Consider the following 16,592-nt stretch of genomic DNA (forward strand, 5'->3'; position numbering starts at 1 on the left):
GGAAACACTCATGGACACCAAACTGCTCGACATCCTCGCTTGCCCGATCTGCAAAGGCCCACTCAAGCTCAGTGCTGACAAGACCGAACTGATCAGCAAAGGCGCCGGCCTGGCTTACCCGATCCGTGATGGCATCCCGGTGATGCTGGAAAGCGAAGCCCGCACGCTGACTACCGACGAGCGTCTGGATAAATGACTACAGCCTTTACCGTTGTCATTCCATCGCGCTACGCCTCGACCCGCCTGCCGGGTAAACCGCTGCAACTGATCGGCAACAAGCCGATGATTCAGTTGGTATGGGAACAGGCCTGCAAAAGCAACGCCGAGCGCGTGGTGGTGGCTACCGATGATCCACGTATTATCGACGCCTGCAAAACCTTCGGTGCCGAAGCGGTACTGACCCGCGAAGACCACAATTCCGGTACCGACCGCCTGGCCGAAGTGGCCACACAGCTTGGCCTGGCGCCTGATGCCATCGTGGTCAATGTGCAAGGTGACGAGCCGTTGATCCCGCCGAGCGTGATCGACCAAGTGGCCGCCAACCTGGCTGCCCATGGTGAAGCGCGCATGGCGACCCTGGCCGAACCCATCGAAGATATCGACACCCTGTTCAATCCGAACGTGGTCAAGGTGGTCAGCGACATCAACGGCCTGGCGCTGACGTTCAGTCGCTCGACGTTGCCCTGGGCACGGGATGCTTTTGCCAGGAACCCTGACCTGTTGCCAGAGGGCGTGCCGTACCGCCGTCACATCGGTATCTATGCCTACCGCGCCGGTTTCCTGCAGGACTTCGTTAGTTGGGGCCCGTGCTGGCTGGAAAACACCGAATCCCTGGAGCAACTACGTGCCCTGTGGCACGGCGTGCGCATCCACGTCGCCGATGCTCTGGAAGCACCGCCTGCGGGTGTCGACACCCAGGAAGACCTCGACCGCGTCCGCCGCCTGCTGGGGGCCTGATGGAGGTTCTGTTTGTCTGTCTGGGCAATATCTGCCGCTCGCCAACCGCTGAAGGTGTATTGCGTCATAAATTGTACGAAGCGGGTTTGGCCGGCCAGGTCGACGTGGCGTCTGCCGGCACGGGTGAATGGCATGTCGGCAACCCACCGGACCAGCGTAGCCAGCGTGCAGCGCGGGCGCGGGGTTATGATCTGTCGGCCCAGCGTGCTCAGCAGGTCAGCAGCGCCGACTTTGCGCGCTACGACCTGATCCTGGCGATGGACCACAGCAACCTGCGCAACCTCAAGGCCATGCAACCGGGGCAGGGCAAGGCCGAGCTGGACCTGTTCCTGCGCCGCTACGACTCGGAAGTGGACGAGGTGCCAGATCCTTACTATGAAGGCGAACAAGGCTTTGAGCGGGTCCTGGACCTGATCGAGCGAGCCTGTGATTTATTGGTGATCGAATTGAAGGGGCGGTTATGACCTTGCACGTGCTTGCGCAGGTATCGCTCAAGCCATTCAACAGCTTTGGTATCGACGTGCGTGCCCAGCTCTTCGCCGAGGCCCATAGCGACGCGGATGTTCGCGAAGCCCTGGCCTACGCCGCTGCGCAGGCAGTGCCGCTGCTGGTGATCGGCGGTGGCAGCAACCTGCTGCTGACCCGGGACATTCCAGCCCTGGTATTGCGCATGGCTACCCGGGGCATTCGGGTGCTGCAGGATGATGGCAAGCACGTGCTGGTCGAGGCCGAAGCGGGCGAAGCCTGGCATCCGTTTGTATTGTGGACCCTGGAACATGGCCTCTGCGGTCTCGAAAACCTCAGCTTGATCCCCGGCACCGTGGGCGCGGCACCGATGCAAAACATCGGCGCCTACGGTGTGGAGATCAAGGATGTGTTCGCCGGCTTGACGGCCCTGGACCGCCAGACCGGCGAGTTGCGTGATTTCAACCTGGAAGAATGTAACTTCGCCTACCGGGACAGCCTGTTTAAACACGAAATCGGGCGTTGGTTGATCCTGCGAGTACGGTTTGCCTTGAGCCGCGTCAGCCACCTCAAGCTCGACTACGGCCCAGTGCAACAGCGCCTGGCCGGGCAGGGGATTACCGAAGCCACTCCGAGCGATGTCAGTCGGGCAGTCTGCAGCATTCGTCGGGAAAAACTGCCGGACCCCGCAGAGCTGGGCAACGCCGGCAGCTTCTTCAAAAACCCACTGGTATCCCAGGCGTTGGCGGCTGAGCTGCAAGGCTTGTATCCGGACTTGGTGGCCTATCCCCAGGCGGACGGCCAGATGAAACTCGCCGCCGGCTGGTTGATCGACAAGGCCGGTTGGAAGGGCTTTCGTGATGGCGATGCCGGCGTGCATAAGATGCAGGCATTGGTGCTGGTCAACTACGGTGGCGCCACAGGGCATGACATCGCGAACCTGGCGCTACGTATCCAGCAGGATATTGCCGAACGTTTCAAGGTCGATCTGGAGATGGAGCCCAACCAGTACTGAGCCCAGAACAAAGCCCTCTGAAACAAAAATGCCCCGTATCTCGCGATGCGGGGCATTTTTATGCTGCTGGCAATCAGTCGTCGCGGCTCATGATGCCAAAGATCTGCAACAGGCTGATAAACAGGTTGTAGATCGACACATACAGGCTGATGGTCGCCATGATGTAGTTGCGCTCACCGCCGTGGATGATGGCGCTGGTCTGGAACAGGATGCACACGGAGGAAAACAGCACAAAGCCTGCGCTGATCGCCAACTGCAGACCGCTGATCTGGAAGAACATACCGGCAACCACTGCCCCTAGCAACACGAAGAAACCGGCGGTGATGAAGCCACCCAGGAAGCTCATGTCCTTGCGGGTAATCAGCACATACGCCGACAAACCACCAAACACCAGGGCTGTCATCGCAAACGCCGAGCTGACCACTTCCGCGCCGCCGGCCATGCCGAGGTAACGGTTAAGGATCGGGCCGAGGATAAACCCCATGAAACCGGTCAATGCAAATGCCGACACCAGGCCCCAGGCCGAGTCGCGCAGCTTGTTGGTCAGGAAGAACAGACCGTAGAAGCCGATCAACACGACAAAGATATTCGGGTAGCCGACGCGCATCTGCTGGGCCATGAACGCCATCACGCCGCTGAATGCGAGGGTAAGGGCGAGCAAGCCATAGGTGTTGCGCAAGACGCGGCTGACTTCAAGCTGCTCAGCCTGCGCGTTACCATTCACTGCGTAATTCTGTTCGCGCATGGCGACACTCCTTCGATTTTGAAACGTTCAGTCGCAAAGATCATAACAGACGCTCTGTAACAAGCGATGGTGAGAGTTTGACAGTGTGTTTCATTCGGGTATTATGGCGCCCGCTGAGACAGGATGGGCTGCTATAATCCTGTGATGCAAAAGGGAAATTGGCAGAGTGGTTGAATGCACCGGTCTTGAAAACCGGCGAACGTTAATAGCGTTCCCAGGGTTCGAATCCCTGGTTTCCCGCCAAGATTCATACGAAAGCCCCGCAATGCGGGGCTTTTGTGTTTCTGGGGTTTGGGAAGCATCATTTCAGGCGGTTTCCGCAACTCCGCCAGATTCGAGATCAACGAGTCGGCTTCACGATCTCGCCAGCGCGCCTGTAGACCGTCTCCGTGATGCGCTTGTCAACGATGACGGCAGCGTGACGGAGAGGTGGGAGCAACAGGAGGTCGAGTTAGCGGGCAGGGTAGAATTTGAACCTGAAGAGGAACTGGCACCTTTCTGACAAGCATAGAAATCTATGGTCACCCCCATTTTTGCAATACTGATTAACGGGTGGTGTGGTTGGCTTGCTTAAATCTATCCGGCGTCTGTTGGGGCATGCCCCAGCCCCACGATGAGCGTCGCGCCTGACGATCCTTAAAAAAATGTCGGCTTCTGAAGCCGATTTTTGTGTCAGGATTTTCGCCAGGCCGGTGTGCCGTTCACATCATCTGTTGTTCAGCTATCGCAAAACCTGAAGGGTGATCCAGCCTCTGCATATAGACCCTGGAACACTGCACCAACAGTTGTCGCAGGTGCTTGTCACCCCGCTTGCTGATCCCCAGCAAATTGGCCTTGCCGCCCATGCTGTACTGCCTGGGCACCAAGCCAAAGGAGGCAGCAAAGTCCCGACTGCATCGGTACTGCTTGCCATCGCCCATCTCCACAGCCAGCAGGCTGGCGGTGATCGGGCCGAAACACGGCATGCTCAGCAAACGACTACCCAGGTCATCGTCGGCCAGTTGGCCCGCCAGTTCTTTATCCAAGACCTTGATTTGCTCATCCAGATAGACGAAGTGATCGTGTAGGCGTTGTAACAATACCGTCAGACGAACGGGTAATTCATGCTCGGCCAAGACGCTCGCCAAACGCTTCATGATGGCCAATCCCTTGGGCAGGCTGATGCCAAACTCCAGCAGGAAACCGTGCATCTGATTAGCCGTTTTGGTGCGCTCACGCACCAACGATTCGCGCATCCGATGCAGCACAGACAGGGTTTGCTGAGATTCGGTTTTAGGCGTAACGAAGCGTATGGATGGACGAGAATCGGCTTCGCAAATCGCCTTAACGTCGACAAAGTCGTTTTTGTTGTCCTTGACGAAGGGGCGAACAAACTGCGGAGAGACCAGCTTGGCCGTATGCCCCATCGCCATCAGTTGGCGAGCGACAAAATGCGACCCTGCGCAGGCCTCCATCACCACGACACAGCTCGGCACATTGCCGAAAAGCCGCATCATCTGCGCCCGTGAGCATTTTCTGCGAAAGACCTCGCGACTTATCCTGGCCGTGCAGGTGGAAAGTGTGTTTGCCGAGATCGATACCGATCAGCGCTGACTCGCTCATGATGATGGCCTCCGAAAACAAAACACCCCGTGAAAGCGTAGCCCTCACAGGGTGTTGGGGGTGACCATCTCATTAGCCCGTGATCGGCGGGCTTTAGAGTCCTTAGCCTTCCAGGAGTAAGCGGTGACTAATTCACAACTTTGAATATATTCAGTTTCACTTACCCAGAATTACAAGCCGAAATTGAACGCGATAGAAACACGTGGGCGATGCCCGCTGAACAACTCTACTGAATGCATCAACCAAGAGGGAAATAGAAGCAGCATGCCGCTAGTTGCGGCAAAGCTGGCGTTGCAACCAGCACTCACGCATCCCTCTACCTTCATGCGCAGACTCGGATTGTATACCGAAGGCATCAAGCCGCGAGGGTCAATAAAACTCAAGTCACCACCTATGCTTGGGTCTTCATGACGCCCACCATCGTCTACCCAATAAACTGCAGACCAGAATGCGCCCGCATGGCCGTGCACGGAGTTGCTCTGACCTGCGAGATTGACATTCGCCCAACTGTTACTAGTCCATGGAAACTGCGCTTCGCTTAAGCCGAACTCCTGGGAATGCACAGCGGTTAATTCTGAGGCAGCTTTGCTGGCAAAATCGTGTAATTCCCGCCCCTGAATACCGCCCCACTCATTGAAGTCGCCAGTTGACTGCCATCCACCCTGGTTGCTATGGCGAGATCCTGGATCTTTCTCCATCCGCTCACGGATAATTTCCAGGAGCTGAGGATTGAGGCTGTGTGCTAACGGATGAATTATGCTTGCGACAGGAGTGGTGAATAGCCGAGTTATTTTAATTGCTTCAGGTTCAACCATGGCTTTCATTTTTTTGGCTCTCGGTACATTTGCTGGTTTGCCTTGGTGAGGGGCATGGCGCTAAAGCGGCTGTCCATTCCACACATATAGCACTCGCGCCTGAATGTAGGTATCGTCCCTTCTGATCTTTCGGACACCATGCCTCTCGTTATCAGAAATCATCTCGAAATGGTCTTCATCGAGGATGTGCAGTCGTTTGATGTGCAGGTGGCCCTGCCAGGTGAGCACATAAGTTCCTTCACCCGTGAACTCCCTGATCGTAATATCAACCAGCAGCGGATCACGGTTCTTGATCGTCGGCGCCATCGACTGGCCCCAGCCTGTCACCATTTTCAGGTGAAAGTGCTCTTTGAACTCGATGCCCATCTCGCGTAGGTGCTTAGGGCTTACCCGGATGCCCTGGAGTATCTCGGGATAGCCATGGTGTACCTCACCGGCACCCATTGCGCCACGGACATCGTAGTGTGCGATCCACACCTCATCGCCGACCGGGTCGGGGCGGGAGAAGTCGACTGTGACGACGTTACTCGACTCATCGGCCGCCGCAATAATCCTATCTCTGGCAGTACTCGACAACCCTTTAACGTTGGCAAGCATCAGCCTGACTTGGTCTGCGGTGGTCTGCCCTGACGCGTCACCCACTCCGGCGCTATCAGAATCCCCGCCAACTAAATTGATGGCTTCATCCGCCGAGATTGAATCAAACCAGCCTCTAGGCAAGCCCTCAATTACTTCAATTCGACGCGCAACGTCATCGCCCAAATTCTTTGCAGTCTTGTCAGACAGTATCTGACTCAGGTGCGCAGGAGCCATCCCCCAGCGCTCAGCGCAAGCGCCTTTTCGCTGGGCGCCTATGAGGCTGACTAGTTGCTGCTTGCGAATCTCATAAATATCCATACAGGCAAGAATGCCAGTGTTTAGCTCAATGCTAAATGTGCTCAAGGCTAAACAGTTTTTGCTGAAATAGTAGCTTCAAGCTAAATTTAACCTGTATTTAAGAAGAGATCCATGAATGACCATCTGCGCGATGGGCTCGCCAGCGCTTCAAACGAACGGCGCCAGTCATTGGCTGCCGCAGCTAAGACGACGGTAGGGCACCTGTGGCAGTTGGCAGGCGGTCACCGAAAGGCCTCGGCTGACCTGGCAGACCGTCTTCAGGATGCATCAGGTAGCGAGATCACCATTGCGGGTCTGCACCCGGATCGTGCGTACCAGCCTGAGCCAAGACGGTTACGCCCAGGCACTGAGCCGTGACCTGCACCTGTCGTGCCCGGCGCCGTCGGCGGGGTTTATGGCGCCGCGCGAACCCAACTTGCCCCGGCGCATGCTCAACGAATTAACGCCATCACCAGTGACGGGGACCAAGGACTGATCGTGCTGAGGGCGTGCCAAGCTTATGTCAGAACGATTAGATTTCAGGGGGTAAAATAGCGATTTTCCTACATTTTATTTTGGTTTGCTTGTTACAACAAATAGTCAAAAAAAGAATCTAATTATGGGACTGCGATGGACTGCGGTTACGCTACTCCTAGCGTCACGCCCATGAAAGCGAGATACCTGCCCTGATGCAGTTTGCCAAAAGACTAAAGGGTTACTGGCGAGGCATCGTCAGTCGGGTTCGCTGGCCAATGCACGCTGGTCAGTTGGAAGGAATAAACAATCGAATAAAGGTGATCAAACGTATGGCGTATGGTTACCGGGATAGCGAATTCTTTTTCATGAAGATCAAGAGCGTCTTTCCCGGTAATCCGTGAAGAACCAAAAAAAGGGCCCGCGCACGGGCCAAATGGAAAACCTTCAAAGACGCAGAGGGGGTTTGTTGCTCCTCCTAGGTCTTCTGACAGTTACGCGGTCGTGTTGACTCGTGTACCTATCGATCCTGAGGTTGCTTTGGGCTGTTCGACTTTGCTTGCAGTGCTACCGTCATGATCGCCGTCGCTGTCTGCCGACACGGCTGGCCGGACTTGGGGTTTGATAGCTGCGTGTTGAGGTTGGATGATCTGTGTCGAACCAGTGATTGCCGATGTCATGTGAATCCCCTTAAGAAACGGTGGTTTGAGTTAATACTATCGGCATGTTATTTCAATGTGTTAAGCGGTCTAATTAAAAGTCCCATGAATAAAAATAACTGAGAGAGTTTCTTGAGCTTAAGTTTTTTGTTGCTTTGGTTTTCAAGTGAGTGGTGAAAAGTTTGTGATGATTTCGTGAGCATTTGCTAGTTTGTTTATAGTTTTCTATTGGCGGATAGCTCTACTGTCGCTGCGGCAGGTTGATGATCAAGGTCTTGGCTTGAGGCTATTAACGAGTCGGCTTACCGTTCTTGCGCGGACGTTTGCATCGTGCCATTCCCGGCGGTAAGTCCCTGTTCTCTGTGTTTCGGGGGCGCATTTCAGTTCACTCTGGAAAAATCAGGCGTCCAAGCCGGTCGCGCCTGCAGCGGGTTCTGGTCGACGATCGTTGGGTTGCCCATATCCAACTTCATGCGGCCAAACATGCTGCCCACCAGAGGCCGAATACCCAGTTACGGTTCTTCAGCCACTTGCGCTGTTGGGCACGGTGTTTGTAGCTGGTTAGGTCGGCGAAGGGCTGATGTTTATTCGGGGGCACCGCTGAATCATTGGGCTAATTTGCAGTCAAAAAATTAACCCCCACAAGCAATTAGGACGTTCAAGATGAAGCGCGCAGCAGTAACACTTTTGGCCATTTCTGGTCTTATTCTGCTTAGTGGTTGCGTGCCTATCTGGGACGACGGAGGAAGGTATGGGCATGATCGTTACAGAGGGGATGATCATGGGCGGAGATACGACCAGGGCTACGACAATGATCAAGGTCGAGGCCGTGGGTACGATCGCCGATACGATGATCGCGGGTATGATCGTAATCACGGCCGAGATCGTGATGATCGGGATGACTGATTCCTTGAGTGTCCGTGGCGGCCTATAGCGTTATAGGTCGCGATTTCGTCTAATCCGCGCCACGTTTTCGAATGCGCCAGATCGTGGCGCGAGACTGGAGGCTATCGTTTCAGCCCCATGCATACATCGATTTCTCATCTGATTGGCTGGCTACCACTTAAGCGAACACCATGTCTTGGTTTTGCAAAGTGCGCTAGATAACTTGACCGGACGGATACGATTCATTTTGAAACCGACTTTTAAGATCCTCGCAGACGGTACCGACATTAATGCCCAGATCAACGACTGCCTGATGTGCGGCCTCTGGCGAACTCAAGAATTAGTACCAAAGGTTTTCGGTCAGCGCCAACGAGCATAGTTCAGCCACTATGCTCGCTCCTCATGTTTATTACCCATTTCACCACCTCGAACCACATCAAGCTAAGGGCGACGATGCCAAACGCGAAGAGTATCAATACTGGCGCGGGTGTCACGAAGGAGAACAGCTGGGTAACAGGCGGAAAAAAGAGCGCTAGCGCCAACATGGCCAACGTTGCGAAAGCGATCCAGCTCAGTTGGGCACCAAACGCGCCATGCCCCATCCAGCGCGTGCGGCGCCATGACTTATTTGTATGGATCAGGGCGAGGTTGGCCAGCGCCAGTACGACGAAGGTTAGTGTTCTGGCAAGCTCATCTCGGTCAGACGCTACCGGCGCAAAGAACCTGATACCCGCATACGTCGCTAGAAGCAGTATCAGTAAGCCAATGCCCTGGCAGATACCACGCGTCATCACCGCGCTGTCGAATAACCGTTGGTCCTGTCGACGTGGAGGCGCCTTCATCGCATCTGGCTCAAGCGGTTCGGCCTCGAACACGACCGAGCAGGCAGGGTCGATGATCAGTTGCAAGAATAGAATGTGCGCCGGCATCAGCACCATCGGCCAGCCGAAAAGCACTGGAAGCATGGATAGGCCGACAATCGGCACGTGTACGGCCACCACAAATACGATCGCTTTGCGCAAGTTGGCGAAGATGCGGCGGCCATAGCGCACTGCGGTCAGCAACGACTCGAAATCATCATTGAGTAAAACCAGTGCGGCGGCTTCGCGTGCTACCTCGGTGCCACGCGCACCCATCGCAACGCCAATATCGGCTGCCTTCAGTGCAGGTGCGTCGTTGACGCCGTCGCCGGTCATGGCAACTACATCGCCATGCGCACGGAAAGCGCGTACCAGGCGCAGTTTCTGGTCTGGCTGAACGCGGCAGAAGATCTGCGTCGTGCCAAGCCGTTTGTCCAGCTCCGAATCGTTCAGGGAGGACAGTTCGGTTCCAGTGATCACAGGGGCATCGGTGCCCAGACCGGCCTGCCTGGCGACCGAAATCGCTGTGGCCGGGTGGTCGCCAGTCATCATCACCACGCGGATGCCTGCGGCCCGGCACTCGGCAATAGCCTGCGGCACATCTGGGCGAATCGGATCTTCGAGCCCGACCAACCCTAGAAACCTGAAGTCGAAGTCGTGCTGTAAACCGGGTAGCACCTCGGCGGCGAAGGTCGCTTGTGCGACGCCAAGAACGCGAAGCCCGTCTGCTGCCATTGCCAGGACCTGAGCCGCAATGAGCGCGCTGCGGGCGGGATCCAGATGGCACAAATCGACGATTGCCTCGGGCGCACCCTTTGCGGCAATGAGTCGCTCTCGTTGATTCGGCGATTGCCAGACCCGCGACATTGCGAGCATCTGGGGCGACAAGGGATAGTCTTCGATCAGGGTCCAGTCAGCGTGAAGGTGCTCGGTGAGCGCCAACAGGCTCTGCCCGGTCTCGCCGATGGCCGACTCCATCGGATCGAAAGCATGGCGGTGGCTAGCGAGAACCGCGTACTCAAGCACGCCGTGGAGTGCCTCCTGCAAAGGCGTGCCGACGTGAGTACCGTCCCCAGCGACTTCATACACGGCCTCCTCGGACCAAAGGCGCCTGACCGTCATTCTGTTAGCCGTCAGCGTACCTGTTTTGTCGACGCATAAGACGGTGGTAGCACCGAGCAGTTCGACAGCAGGAATGCTGCGCGCTAACACTTTCTCACGGGCGAGTCGCCAGGCGCCGAGGCCTAGAAAGAGCGTCAGTACAACCGGTAACTCTTCCGGTAGAATCGCCATCGCCAGCGTCAGGCCAGCAAGCATCCCATGCAGCCAGTCACCGCGCAGCAGCCCGAAAGCGATAGCGAGCGCCGCCGCCAGCACCAGGCCCATGAGAGCGACCCGCTTGACCACACGACGCGTTTCCTGTTGCGTCGGGGTGGGTTCCACCTCAATGTTTGCCAGTGACTGGCCAATCCGGCCCAGCGCACTGCGCTCGCCTGTGGCTGTGACACGTCCCTGGGCGGTACCGCATGTGACCAATGTGCCTGAAAACGCCTGTGCAAGCGCCACATCTATTGGTGGCGGCGCTGGATCACCGAGTGTATGAGACTGCGGGGCGACCAGTTTGCTGACGGGCACGGATTCTCCGGTCAGCAAGGACTCATCAATTGATAGGTTGGCGCAAGTTGTCAGTAGCAGGTCAGCGGGTACGCGATCGCCTTCAGCCAGCATTACAACATCGCCAACGACCAAGTCCCGCGCGGGAACGCTGCACTCCTTACCTCCCCTTAGCACTTGAGCCCTGGGGCTGGAGAGGTCCCGCAACGCATTCAAGGAGCGTTCACTGCGCCGCTGTTGGATAAAGCTGATGCTCATCACAACGAAGACGAAGCCCAGCAACATGAGGGCTTCCTGGACATCGCCCAACACCATATACAAAGCGCCGCACGCGACCAGCAGGAGGAACATCGGCTCGAAGGCCACGTCGCATATCAGGCGCAGGGCGCTGCGTCGGCGGGACGCGGGGAGTTCGTTCGGCCCGTCCTGCGTCAGACGTCGCTGCACCTCTTCCTCGCACAAACCCTTAAGCAGCGGCGAACCTGAATGAGGTAGCTCAGTATTCACAGAGCGACCTTTATGAGTGGTTGATCACGATCCATATCAAGAGGGTGCAATGGGACAGTGTGTGTCATCAGGTTCCGTACCCCCACGCCGCTGCGATACTTGCAGGCAGGCTCTATAGCGATGTGATGTCCTGCCTCGAGGCTTATAGTCGTATCGACCTCGATGCGTGCGTCTAAGACCATCATGTAATTCATCCTCCAGGTACGCTAGCACAACGTTGCTTAGTTAGACGTGAATCCGACGCGATCGGCTGCCGCGTATAGATTTCGGCACTCACTTCTTCGTCTTCATTTTTTGAGTGATGGCAGGTCCGGGTGCCAGAGTATGCCGTTTTCATCGAGTACGACTGGGGTTGCCTGGATCGGTTTTATTTCCTCAGACATGACTTCACCCTTGCCGCTATAGCGCTTGAGCTTGATGGGGAATTTAAAGAAATCAATGGGTTGCATTGCTTTGAACGCATTATGTTGTGGACTTTAGATATATGAGAAACATGGATGTCTAACTCATTTCACGCGTTCGCCTTTCTTGTATAAGCCTGAATTGTTACAGAAATGGAAAATTACTTTCACGGGAAACGAGATCATTCTTTCGGCGGGGAGGTGTTATAAGTTCTCCCCCTTAGGGGCTGCCCTGTACAAAAACTAAACCGTTATAAAACGGTGCCTCGCGCTGCGCAGTCAATGCGTTGCGACTTAGAATTTTTCTCATCTGCCATCGACTTATAACTGTTCGCTTTGACGGCCTGACTTCAGGGGGCACCCTGCTGACTGTGCACCGAGAGACGAGGCAGCTCTATTAAAAACAGGGGAACGAACAATGTCTTTTAAGTGGAATTTGGTGGCGCTGACGGTCTCGCTGGGTGTGAGTCAACTAGCCTCAGCCGCCGGCGTGGATGACCAAGCGACGGCTAAGGGGTTTGTTGATGGCAGTAGTTTGAACCTCCTACTTCGCAACTTTTATTTTGATCGTGACGGTAAGAATTCGGCGGGCGACAAACAGGACTGGTTGCAGGTGATGCAAGGCAACTTCACCTCCGGCTTCACCCAAGGCACCGTCGGCTTTGGTGTGGATGCTTACGGATACTGGGGCGTGAAGCTGGATGGTGGCAAAGGCAATGCAGGCTCTGGCAACTTGCCGGTCGACAGCAACGGCCGGCCGGAGAATGATTTCAGCAGCGCAGGTGCGTCGATCAAGGCCCGCGTTTCCAAGACTGAACTGCATTATGGCAACTTGCAGCCCAACAACCCCGTCCTGGCCACGGCGGGTACTCGCGCCACGCCTCAAACAGCGACTGGCTTCAACTTGTTGAGCAGCGAAATTGAAGGATTGAACCTCGACGCCGGACACTTCACCAGTAGTAACGGTCCGACCACGACCAACAATAGCCATGAACTGTATGCCGGTTATGCAAACGTGCCGGCCAAGAGCATTGACTACCTCGGCGGTAAATACACGCTGACCGATAACCTGTCCATGAGCGTGTTTGCGTCGGACCTCAAAGACGTCTGGCATCAATACTACGGTAATGCCAACTACACTATCCCGTTCACTGCCGATCAGTCACTCAACCTGGACTTCAATATCTACCGCACCCTCGATTCCGGCCAGTCCAAAGCCGGTACCATCGACAACACCACTTGGTCGTTGGCCGCGGCGTACTCTTTCTTGAGTGCTCACACTGTCACACTGGCGTTCCAAAAAGTTCACGGCGATACCCCGTTTGACTATGTGGCCGTGGGTAATAACAAGTCGGGTGATTTGGCCGACTCCATCTTCCTGGCCAACTCGGTTCAATACTCTGACTTTAACGGCCCAGGCGAAAGGTCCTGGCAGGCCCGTTACGACCTGAACATGGCGGCTTACGGCGTGCCGGGGCTGAGCTTTATGACGCGCTACTTGAACGGTGACAATATCGACGGCACGCACATGCCGGTCGGCAGTGCCTACCAAGCCTATGGTTATGGCGCTGACGGTAAGCACCACGAAACCAACTTTGAAGCCAAGTACGTGGTGCAGACCGGCCCAGTCAAAGACTTGTCGATGCGAGTGCGTCAAGCCTGGCACCGCGGTAACGCCGATCAGGCGGAAGGGGATTACAACGAAACCCGTTTGATCGTGGATTACCCAATCTCGATTTTCTAATCGGACGACTATCGGCCAAGCCCGAAGGACACAATGCTATGACGGCCAGTTTCAGCCCTGCTGAAGCTGGCCGTTTTATTTGTATAAAGCGCTCTATGTCTGGGTCTGCACTACGAGGTTTAGGCCCCCGTTTTTGGAGCCTAAACCTGCGGATTGTTACGCGGTTGTGTTGATTCGTGTACCGACCGACCCTGAGGTCGCCTTGGTCTGTTCCACTTCGCCTGGTCTGCTACCGTCAGTATCGCCATCACTGTCTACCATCGGAGCGGGGGGCGCTTGGCGCGGAGTGACTATCGCTTGAGGTAAATTGGCTTGAGTTGAGCCGTTGATTGCAGATGTCATGTTGATTTCCTTAAGCAGCTGTAAATTGAGTTAATACTATCGGTACCGTTGTTTGATAGTTGATGTGAAAGCAATGCAATTAAAATAATTGAGAGTGCTTCCCATGCTTAAGGAAGTTGATTGGTTTTGAACCGTGTGAAGTGTGAAAATATTGTGATATTGATGTGAGTGAGCTGCGTGTTTATAAGTATGTATGCAAAGAGGCATGGTGAAACAAAAGCAGTCTGCTTTTGAGTGCGAATGTCTTTTGTTCTATGCCTTTGGATGGGGGCTTGAAGGGGGAGGTGGGCACCTGTTGATAAATGGTTTGTTTAGCCAGGCTAGGCTTATCTCTTCAGTTTCAACCCATTTTCCGCCAGGATGTCGAGCGCACGTCTTGAATCCTATACAGCAACCGCTGTTATCGATCAAAACGTAATTTTTGTAACGGTGATGCGGCGAGAATAGACCAAAACAGAACGCCATGATCGAGCACCTCGTTCGGAATAGCTGAGTATCTTTCTCAGTTTAGAGCCGATACGTCAGGGGTGTAACGATCTGGCAGGCAGCATGCTCATCAATTTTATGTTTTTGTTAATTGTATTCAATCTCGTTTCTATTGATTTGAGTGGTTTCGGTGTCACTTCGGTCGTCGAGCCGGCGTTCAGCGCCCTCGTTTCCCGTTTGAACCGGGACAGCAGGTGCCTTGCAGGAAACGGTATTTAAATTTGCGGGGTTTGCAGGGGCTTAAATATTTAAAGGCCTGTCTTTTGTAGTTATGAATAAACCGCTCGGTATCAGGTTTTGATTGGGTAATCCTGCGGGTCGCGATACGCACTAACATGCGCTGGGCACTTCTCATGAAATTCAGGGCTTTCTGTTGCCTAATCCCGCACTTTTTCGGATTTTTCGGATCTATCTCTGTCCCAGCCACACCCATACTGCGTGTGGACATAAGAACTAGACCTGGTGCAGATGAAGCATACGTTCCCGCCTTTTATCCCCCGATGGATGAGCCGCCCGCTTTGGCTGGTTGTCGTGTTCATGCTCTGCACCACCGCTTGCAGCCAGCAACAGGGGCGGGATATCGCCAGGCAGTTCAGCGATGGCAAACCTGATGAGTTCTTCCAGACCAGTGTCGATCGCATGGCCACCCTGGGCATGCGCGATAACCTGCAAAGCCTGTATCTGCTGATGAATAAGCTGTACCTGCGTAACCCCAACCAGTGGCGGCAGTCGGGTTATCCGGACGCAGTGAGTGCTTCGCGGGAAATCCGTCAGGCCATCGAGAACCGCCAACCGCTGCCTGCCCTGGGGGACCGACGTGATCTGGCGGCCCTGAGCTATTCCTTGAGCCCAGAGTTTCGTGGCGATCGGGTCGGGGCGTTTATCTATGCGATTGGCAGCATGCTGGTGACCGCGCATGGCGGGCGCACCCAGTTCTATATCTCTGACTCGATCGACCCGCAATTCGTCAGCAACGCTGCGCGCAATATCGAAAAGGCCACCTGGCTGCTCAGCCAGCGTCAGGACGCCAACGGCGTGCTGCTGCTGTTTTCCAACGAGATCTCGGAAGAGGGCAGTAACCTCAGTTTCGCCGTCGAGTTCGGCAAGATCGTCGCGCGTCTCGACCTGCTGACCCAGATGCTCGATGAGCGCTACCGACGTATGGGCGTCAATTATGCGCAAAGCCTGTTGCTGATGAATTTCCTGCCGGTGCAGTGAGCGTTGACGTTGCCCGGTTTGAACCCCCAGGCCCGCGTGGATCGCTGGTAGCATCACCGCCAAATTTCTTCGGGTGTCAGGGGTAACCATGCAGATCAACAGCGAGCGTGCCGCCACAGCATGCGGTTTGGTGGCGATTCTCCTGTGGAGCACTGCCGCTGGATTGATCCGCAGTGTCAGTGAACGCTTCGGCCCGTTGGGTGGCGCGGCGTTGATCTCCACACTGGGGCCGGTGTTGGCCTCGGCATTCGCCGCGCTGTGGTTGGGGGCTCACCTCACCGCGCAATTCTGGCAGGGCGCCGTGCTGGTGACGGCCGGCTCGCTGATGTGCTGGCAAGCCACTCGGCAGCGTCGACAGGGCGGTTGAGTGCGGAGTTTCCGTTTCCTCTGTAGGAAGTGCCCTATCTTGCACTGCACTGCACTGCTTGAAACGCCCACCCGTCGGCAATAGCCTCGGACTTTTCTTAAATATGAGGCCCTACCTTGGGTAAGCGAAAAACGGTTTGGCCCACGGATCGCGAAATTCGTCTGCGATTTATCCTGTTTGCGGTGATTGACGCCGCAAGTGTTCAAGGTGTCTCTGCCGACCTGTTGTTACAGGCGCACAAACTGCTGCAGGAGTCGCCGACCGAAGCCCAGTTTCGCGACGCCCTCAGCGCGATTCTGGCCACCGATGAAATGTACGGCTTCCGGTTCCCGGCGGGCTCGGAGGCGGATGATTTCATGCGGGCGTTGGAGCCCGCCGCTGACTAGGGAGCCGCCAGGGCTTCTTTTGCAATGATTGGAGTGCTTATTTCCTTTCGGCTGGTCGCGACTCCCCAATCCCATGGCGTTTAAAAACAGGCAGGGTCCGATGCTGTTGTAGGAAGGCTCCGGTTCGTTAATAAAGCGTGACCTGGCGAGCATCCCTGTCTTCCCATCACAGTT

The 16,592-nt window shown here is 55.5% G+C and carries 15 protein-coding genes, 1 tRNA gene and 2 pseudogenes; 12 read left to right on the top strand and 6 right to left on the bottom strand.

Features of this window, described 5'->3' with window-relative positions; genetic code table 11:
• The first annotated feature begins 10 nt into the window (after positions 1-10).
• The 4 genes from ACP7CJ_RS17805 to murB are packed head-to-tail and all read left to right on the top strand — an operon-like array spanning position 11 to position 2,437.
• Positions 11-196 (top strand): Trm112 family protein, encoded by a 186-nt coding sequence (locus ACP7CJ_RS17805; protein WP_003174668.1) that lies wholly within the window; start codon positions 11-13, stop codon positions 194-196.
• Positions 193-957 carry a 3-deoxy-manno-octulosonate cytidylyltransferase gene (gene kdsB, locus ACP7CJ_RS17810; protein WP_426100869.1) on the top strand — a complete coding sequence of 255 codons (765 nt, stop codon included), beginning with the start codon at positions 193-195 and terminating at the stop codon, positions 955-957. The genes ACP7CJ_RS17805 and kdsB overlap by 4 nt, the downstream gene beginning before the upstream one ends.
• Entirely contained in the window at positions 957-1,421 is a 465-nt protein-coding gene (locus ACP7CJ_RS17815) for a low molecular weight protein-tyrosine-phosphatase (RefSeq protein WP_276197555.1), read from the top strand. Before kdsB ends, ACP7CJ_RS17815 begins: the two co-directional genes overlap by 1 nt.
• Positions 1,418-2,437 carry a UDP-N-acetylmuramate dehydrogenase gene (gene murB, locus ACP7CJ_RS17820; protein WP_426100871.1) on the top strand — a complete coding sequence of 340 codons (1,020 nt, stop codon included), beginning with the start codon at positions 1,418-1,420 and terminating at the stop codon, positions 2,435-2,437. Before ACP7CJ_RS17815 ends, murB begins: the two co-directional genes overlap by 4 nt.
• Positions 2,438-2,510: 73 nt before the next feature.
• Here the strand turns inward: murB and ACP7CJ_RS17825 are convergent, their stop codons facing one another.
• The gene (locus ACP7CJ_RS17825) at positions 2,511-3,182 is read right to left on the bottom strand and encodes a Bax inhibitor-1/YccA family protein (protein WP_247404731.1); all 672 of its coding nucleotides are present in this window, start codon (positions 3,180-3,182) and stop codon (positions 2,511-2,513) included.
• A 152-nt stretch (positions 3,183-3,334) separates the two neighbouring features.
• On the opposite strand from ACP7CJ_RS17825, the gene ACP7CJ_RS17830 reads away from it, so the two are divergent.
• Positions 3,335-3,425, top strand: a tRNA-Ser gene (locus ACP7CJ_RS17830).
• 488 nt (positions 3,426-3,913) lie between these two features.
• On the opposite strand, the pseudogene ACP7CJ_RS17835 reads toward ACP7CJ_RS17830, so the two are convergent.
• From ACP7CJ_RS17835 to ACP7CJ_RS17845, 3 genes and pseudogenes are all read right to left on the bottom strand, one after another.
• A pseudogene (locus ACP7CJ_RS17835) lies at positions 3,914-4,784 on the bottom strand (IS110 family transposase); the annotation flags it as partial.
• Positions 4,785-4,954: 170 nt separating this feature from the next.
• Complete coding sequence (locus ACP7CJ_RS17840; RefSeq protein ID WP_276197606.1) at positions 4,955-5,608, bottom strand: putative 2OG-Fe(II) oxygenase; 654 nt, start codon at positions 5,606-5,608, stop codon at positions 4,955-4,957.
• A gap of 51 nt (positions 5,609-5,659) precedes the next feature.
• Positions 5,660-6,496, bottom strand: coding sequence for a S24 family peptidase (locus tag ACP7CJ_RS17845; RefSeq protein WP_426100873.1), 837 nt, complete (start codon positions 6,494-6,496; stop codon positions 5,660-5,662).
• 307 nt (positions 6,497-6,803) lie between these two features.
• On the opposite strand from ACP7CJ_RS17845, the gene ACP7CJ_RS17850 reads away from it, so the two are divergent.
• The 3 genes and pseudogenes from ACP7CJ_RS17850 (at position 6,804) to ACP7CJ_RS17860 (ending at position 8,542) form a co-directional block, all read left to right on the top strand.
• Positions 6,804-6,971, top strand: a complete 168-nt coding sequence (locus ACP7CJ_RS17850) for a hypothetical protein (RefSeq protein WP_426100875.1) — start codon at positions 6,804-6,806, stop codon at positions 6,969-6,971.
• Positions 6,972-7,137: 166 nt separating this feature from the next.
• A pseudogene (locus ACP7CJ_RS17855) lies at positions 7,138-7,353 on the top strand (transposase); the annotation flags it as partial.
• Positions 7,354-8,359: 1,006 nt separating this feature from the next.
• A complete protein-coding gene (locus ACP7CJ_RS17860; protein ID WP_346429966.1) occupies positions 8,360-8,542 on the top strand; it encodes a hypothetical protein in 183 nt (60 codons plus the stop codon).
• A 331-nt stretch (positions 8,543-8,873) separates the two neighbouring features.
• On the opposite strand, the gene ACP7CJ_RS17865 is transcribed toward ACP7CJ_RS17860, so the two are convergent.
• Both ACP7CJ_RS17865 and ACP7CJ_RS17870 read right to left on the bottom strand, forming a co-directional pair.
• Positions 8,874-11,474, bottom strand: a complete 2,601-nt coding sequence (locus ACP7CJ_RS17865; protein ID WP_426100877.1) for a cation-translocating P-type ATPase — start codon at positions 11,472-11,474, stop codon at positions 8,874-8,876.
• A gap of 287 nt (positions 11,475-11,761) precedes the next feature.
• Entirely contained in the window at positions 11,762-11,923 is a 162-nt protein-coding gene (locus tag ACP7CJ_RS17870) for a hypothetical protein (protein WP_426100879.1), read from the bottom strand.
• Positions 11,924-12,293: 370 nt separating this feature from the next.
• Between ACP7CJ_RS17870 and ACP7CJ_RS17875 the strand changes: the two genes are divergently transcribed.
• The 4 genes from ACP7CJ_RS17875 to ACP7CJ_RS17890 all read left to right on the top strand — a co-directional run bounded on the left by ACP7CJ_RS17875 (position 12,294) and on the right by ACP7CJ_RS17890 (position 16,418).
• Positions 12,294-13,619, top strand: a complete 1,326-nt coding sequence (locus tag ACP7CJ_RS17875) for an OprD family porin (protein WP_426100881.1) — start codon at positions 12,294-12,296, stop codon at positions 13,617-13,619.
• Between the two features lie 1,332 nt (positions 13,620-14,951).
• On the top strand, positions 14,952-15,665 hold the full coding sequence (locus tag ACP7CJ_RS17880; RefSeq protein WP_426101012.1) for a hypothetical protein: 714 nt from the start codon (positions 14,952-14,954) through the stop codon (positions 15,663-15,665).
• Positions 15,666-15,753: 88 nt separating this feature from the next.
• Entirely contained in the window at positions 15,754-16,032 is a 279-nt protein-coding gene (locus tag ACP7CJ_RS17885) for a hypothetical protein (protein ID WP_426100883.1), read from the top strand.
• A 116-nt stretch (positions 16,033-16,148) separates the two neighbouring features.
• The gene (locus ACP7CJ_RS17890) at positions 16,149-16,418 is read left to right on the top strand and encodes a hypothetical protein (RefSeq protein ID WP_247397819.1); all 270 of its coding nucleotides are present in this window, start codon (positions 16,149-16,151) and stop codon (positions 16,416-16,418) included.
• Positions 16,419-16,592 lie beyond the last annotated feature (174 nt).

The organism is Pseudomonas sp. PSPC3-2, from assembly GCF_049897085.1.
Taxonomy (GTDB): domain Bacteria; phylum Pseudomonadota; class Gammaproteobacteria; order Pseudomonadales; family Pseudomonadaceae; genus Aquipseudomonas; species Aquipseudomonas paraveronii.

Coding starts and splice junctions, on each gene's coding strand:
- ACP7CJ_RS17885 (WP_426100883.1), top strand. CDS start 15,754: ATGCAGATCAACAGCGAGCGTGCCGCCACAGCATGCGGTTTGGTGGCG.
- ACP7CJ_RS17860 (WP_346429966.1), top strand. CDS start 8,360: ATGGGCATGATCGTTACAGAGGGGATGATCATGGGCGGAGATACGACC.
- ACP7CJ_RS17845 (WP_426100873.1), bottom strand. CDS start 6,496: ATGGATATTTATGAGATTCGCAAGCAGCAACTAGTCAGCCTCATAGGC.
- murB (WP_426100871.1), top strand. CDS start 1,418: ATGACCTTGCACGTGCTTGCGCAGGTATCGCTCAAGCCATTCAACAGC.
- ACP7CJ_RS17825 (WP_247404731.1), bottom strand. CDS start 3,182: ATGCGCGAACAGAATTACGCAGTGAATGGTAACGCGCAGGCTGAGCAG.
- ACP7CJ_RS17815 (WP_276197555.1), top strand. CDS start 957: ATGGAGGTTCTGTTTGTCTGTCTGGGCAATATCTGCCGCTCGCCAACC.
- kdsB (WP_426100869.1), top strand. CDS start 193: ATGACTACAGCCTTTACCGTTGTCATTCCATCGCGCTACGCCTCGACC.
- ACP7CJ_RS17870 (WP_426100879.1), bottom strand. CDS start 11,923: ATGCAACCCATTGATTTCTTTAAATTCCCCATCAAGCTCAAGCGCTAT.
- ACP7CJ_RS17875 (WP_426100881.1), top strand. CDS start 12,294: ATGTCTTTTAAGTGGAATTTGGTGGCGCTGACGGTCTCGCTGGGTGTG.
- ACP7CJ_RS17805 (WP_003174668.1), top strand. CDS start 11: ATGGACACCAAACTGCTCGACATCCTCGCTTGCCCGATCTGCAAAGGC.
- ACP7CJ_RS17840 (WP_276197606.1), bottom strand. CDS start 5,608: ATGAAAGCCATGGTTGAACCTGAAGCAATTAAAATAACTCGGCTATTC.
- ACP7CJ_RS17880 (WP_426101012.1), top strand. CDS start 14,952: ATGAGCCGCCCGCTTTGGCTGGTTGTCGTGTTCATGCTCTGCACCACC.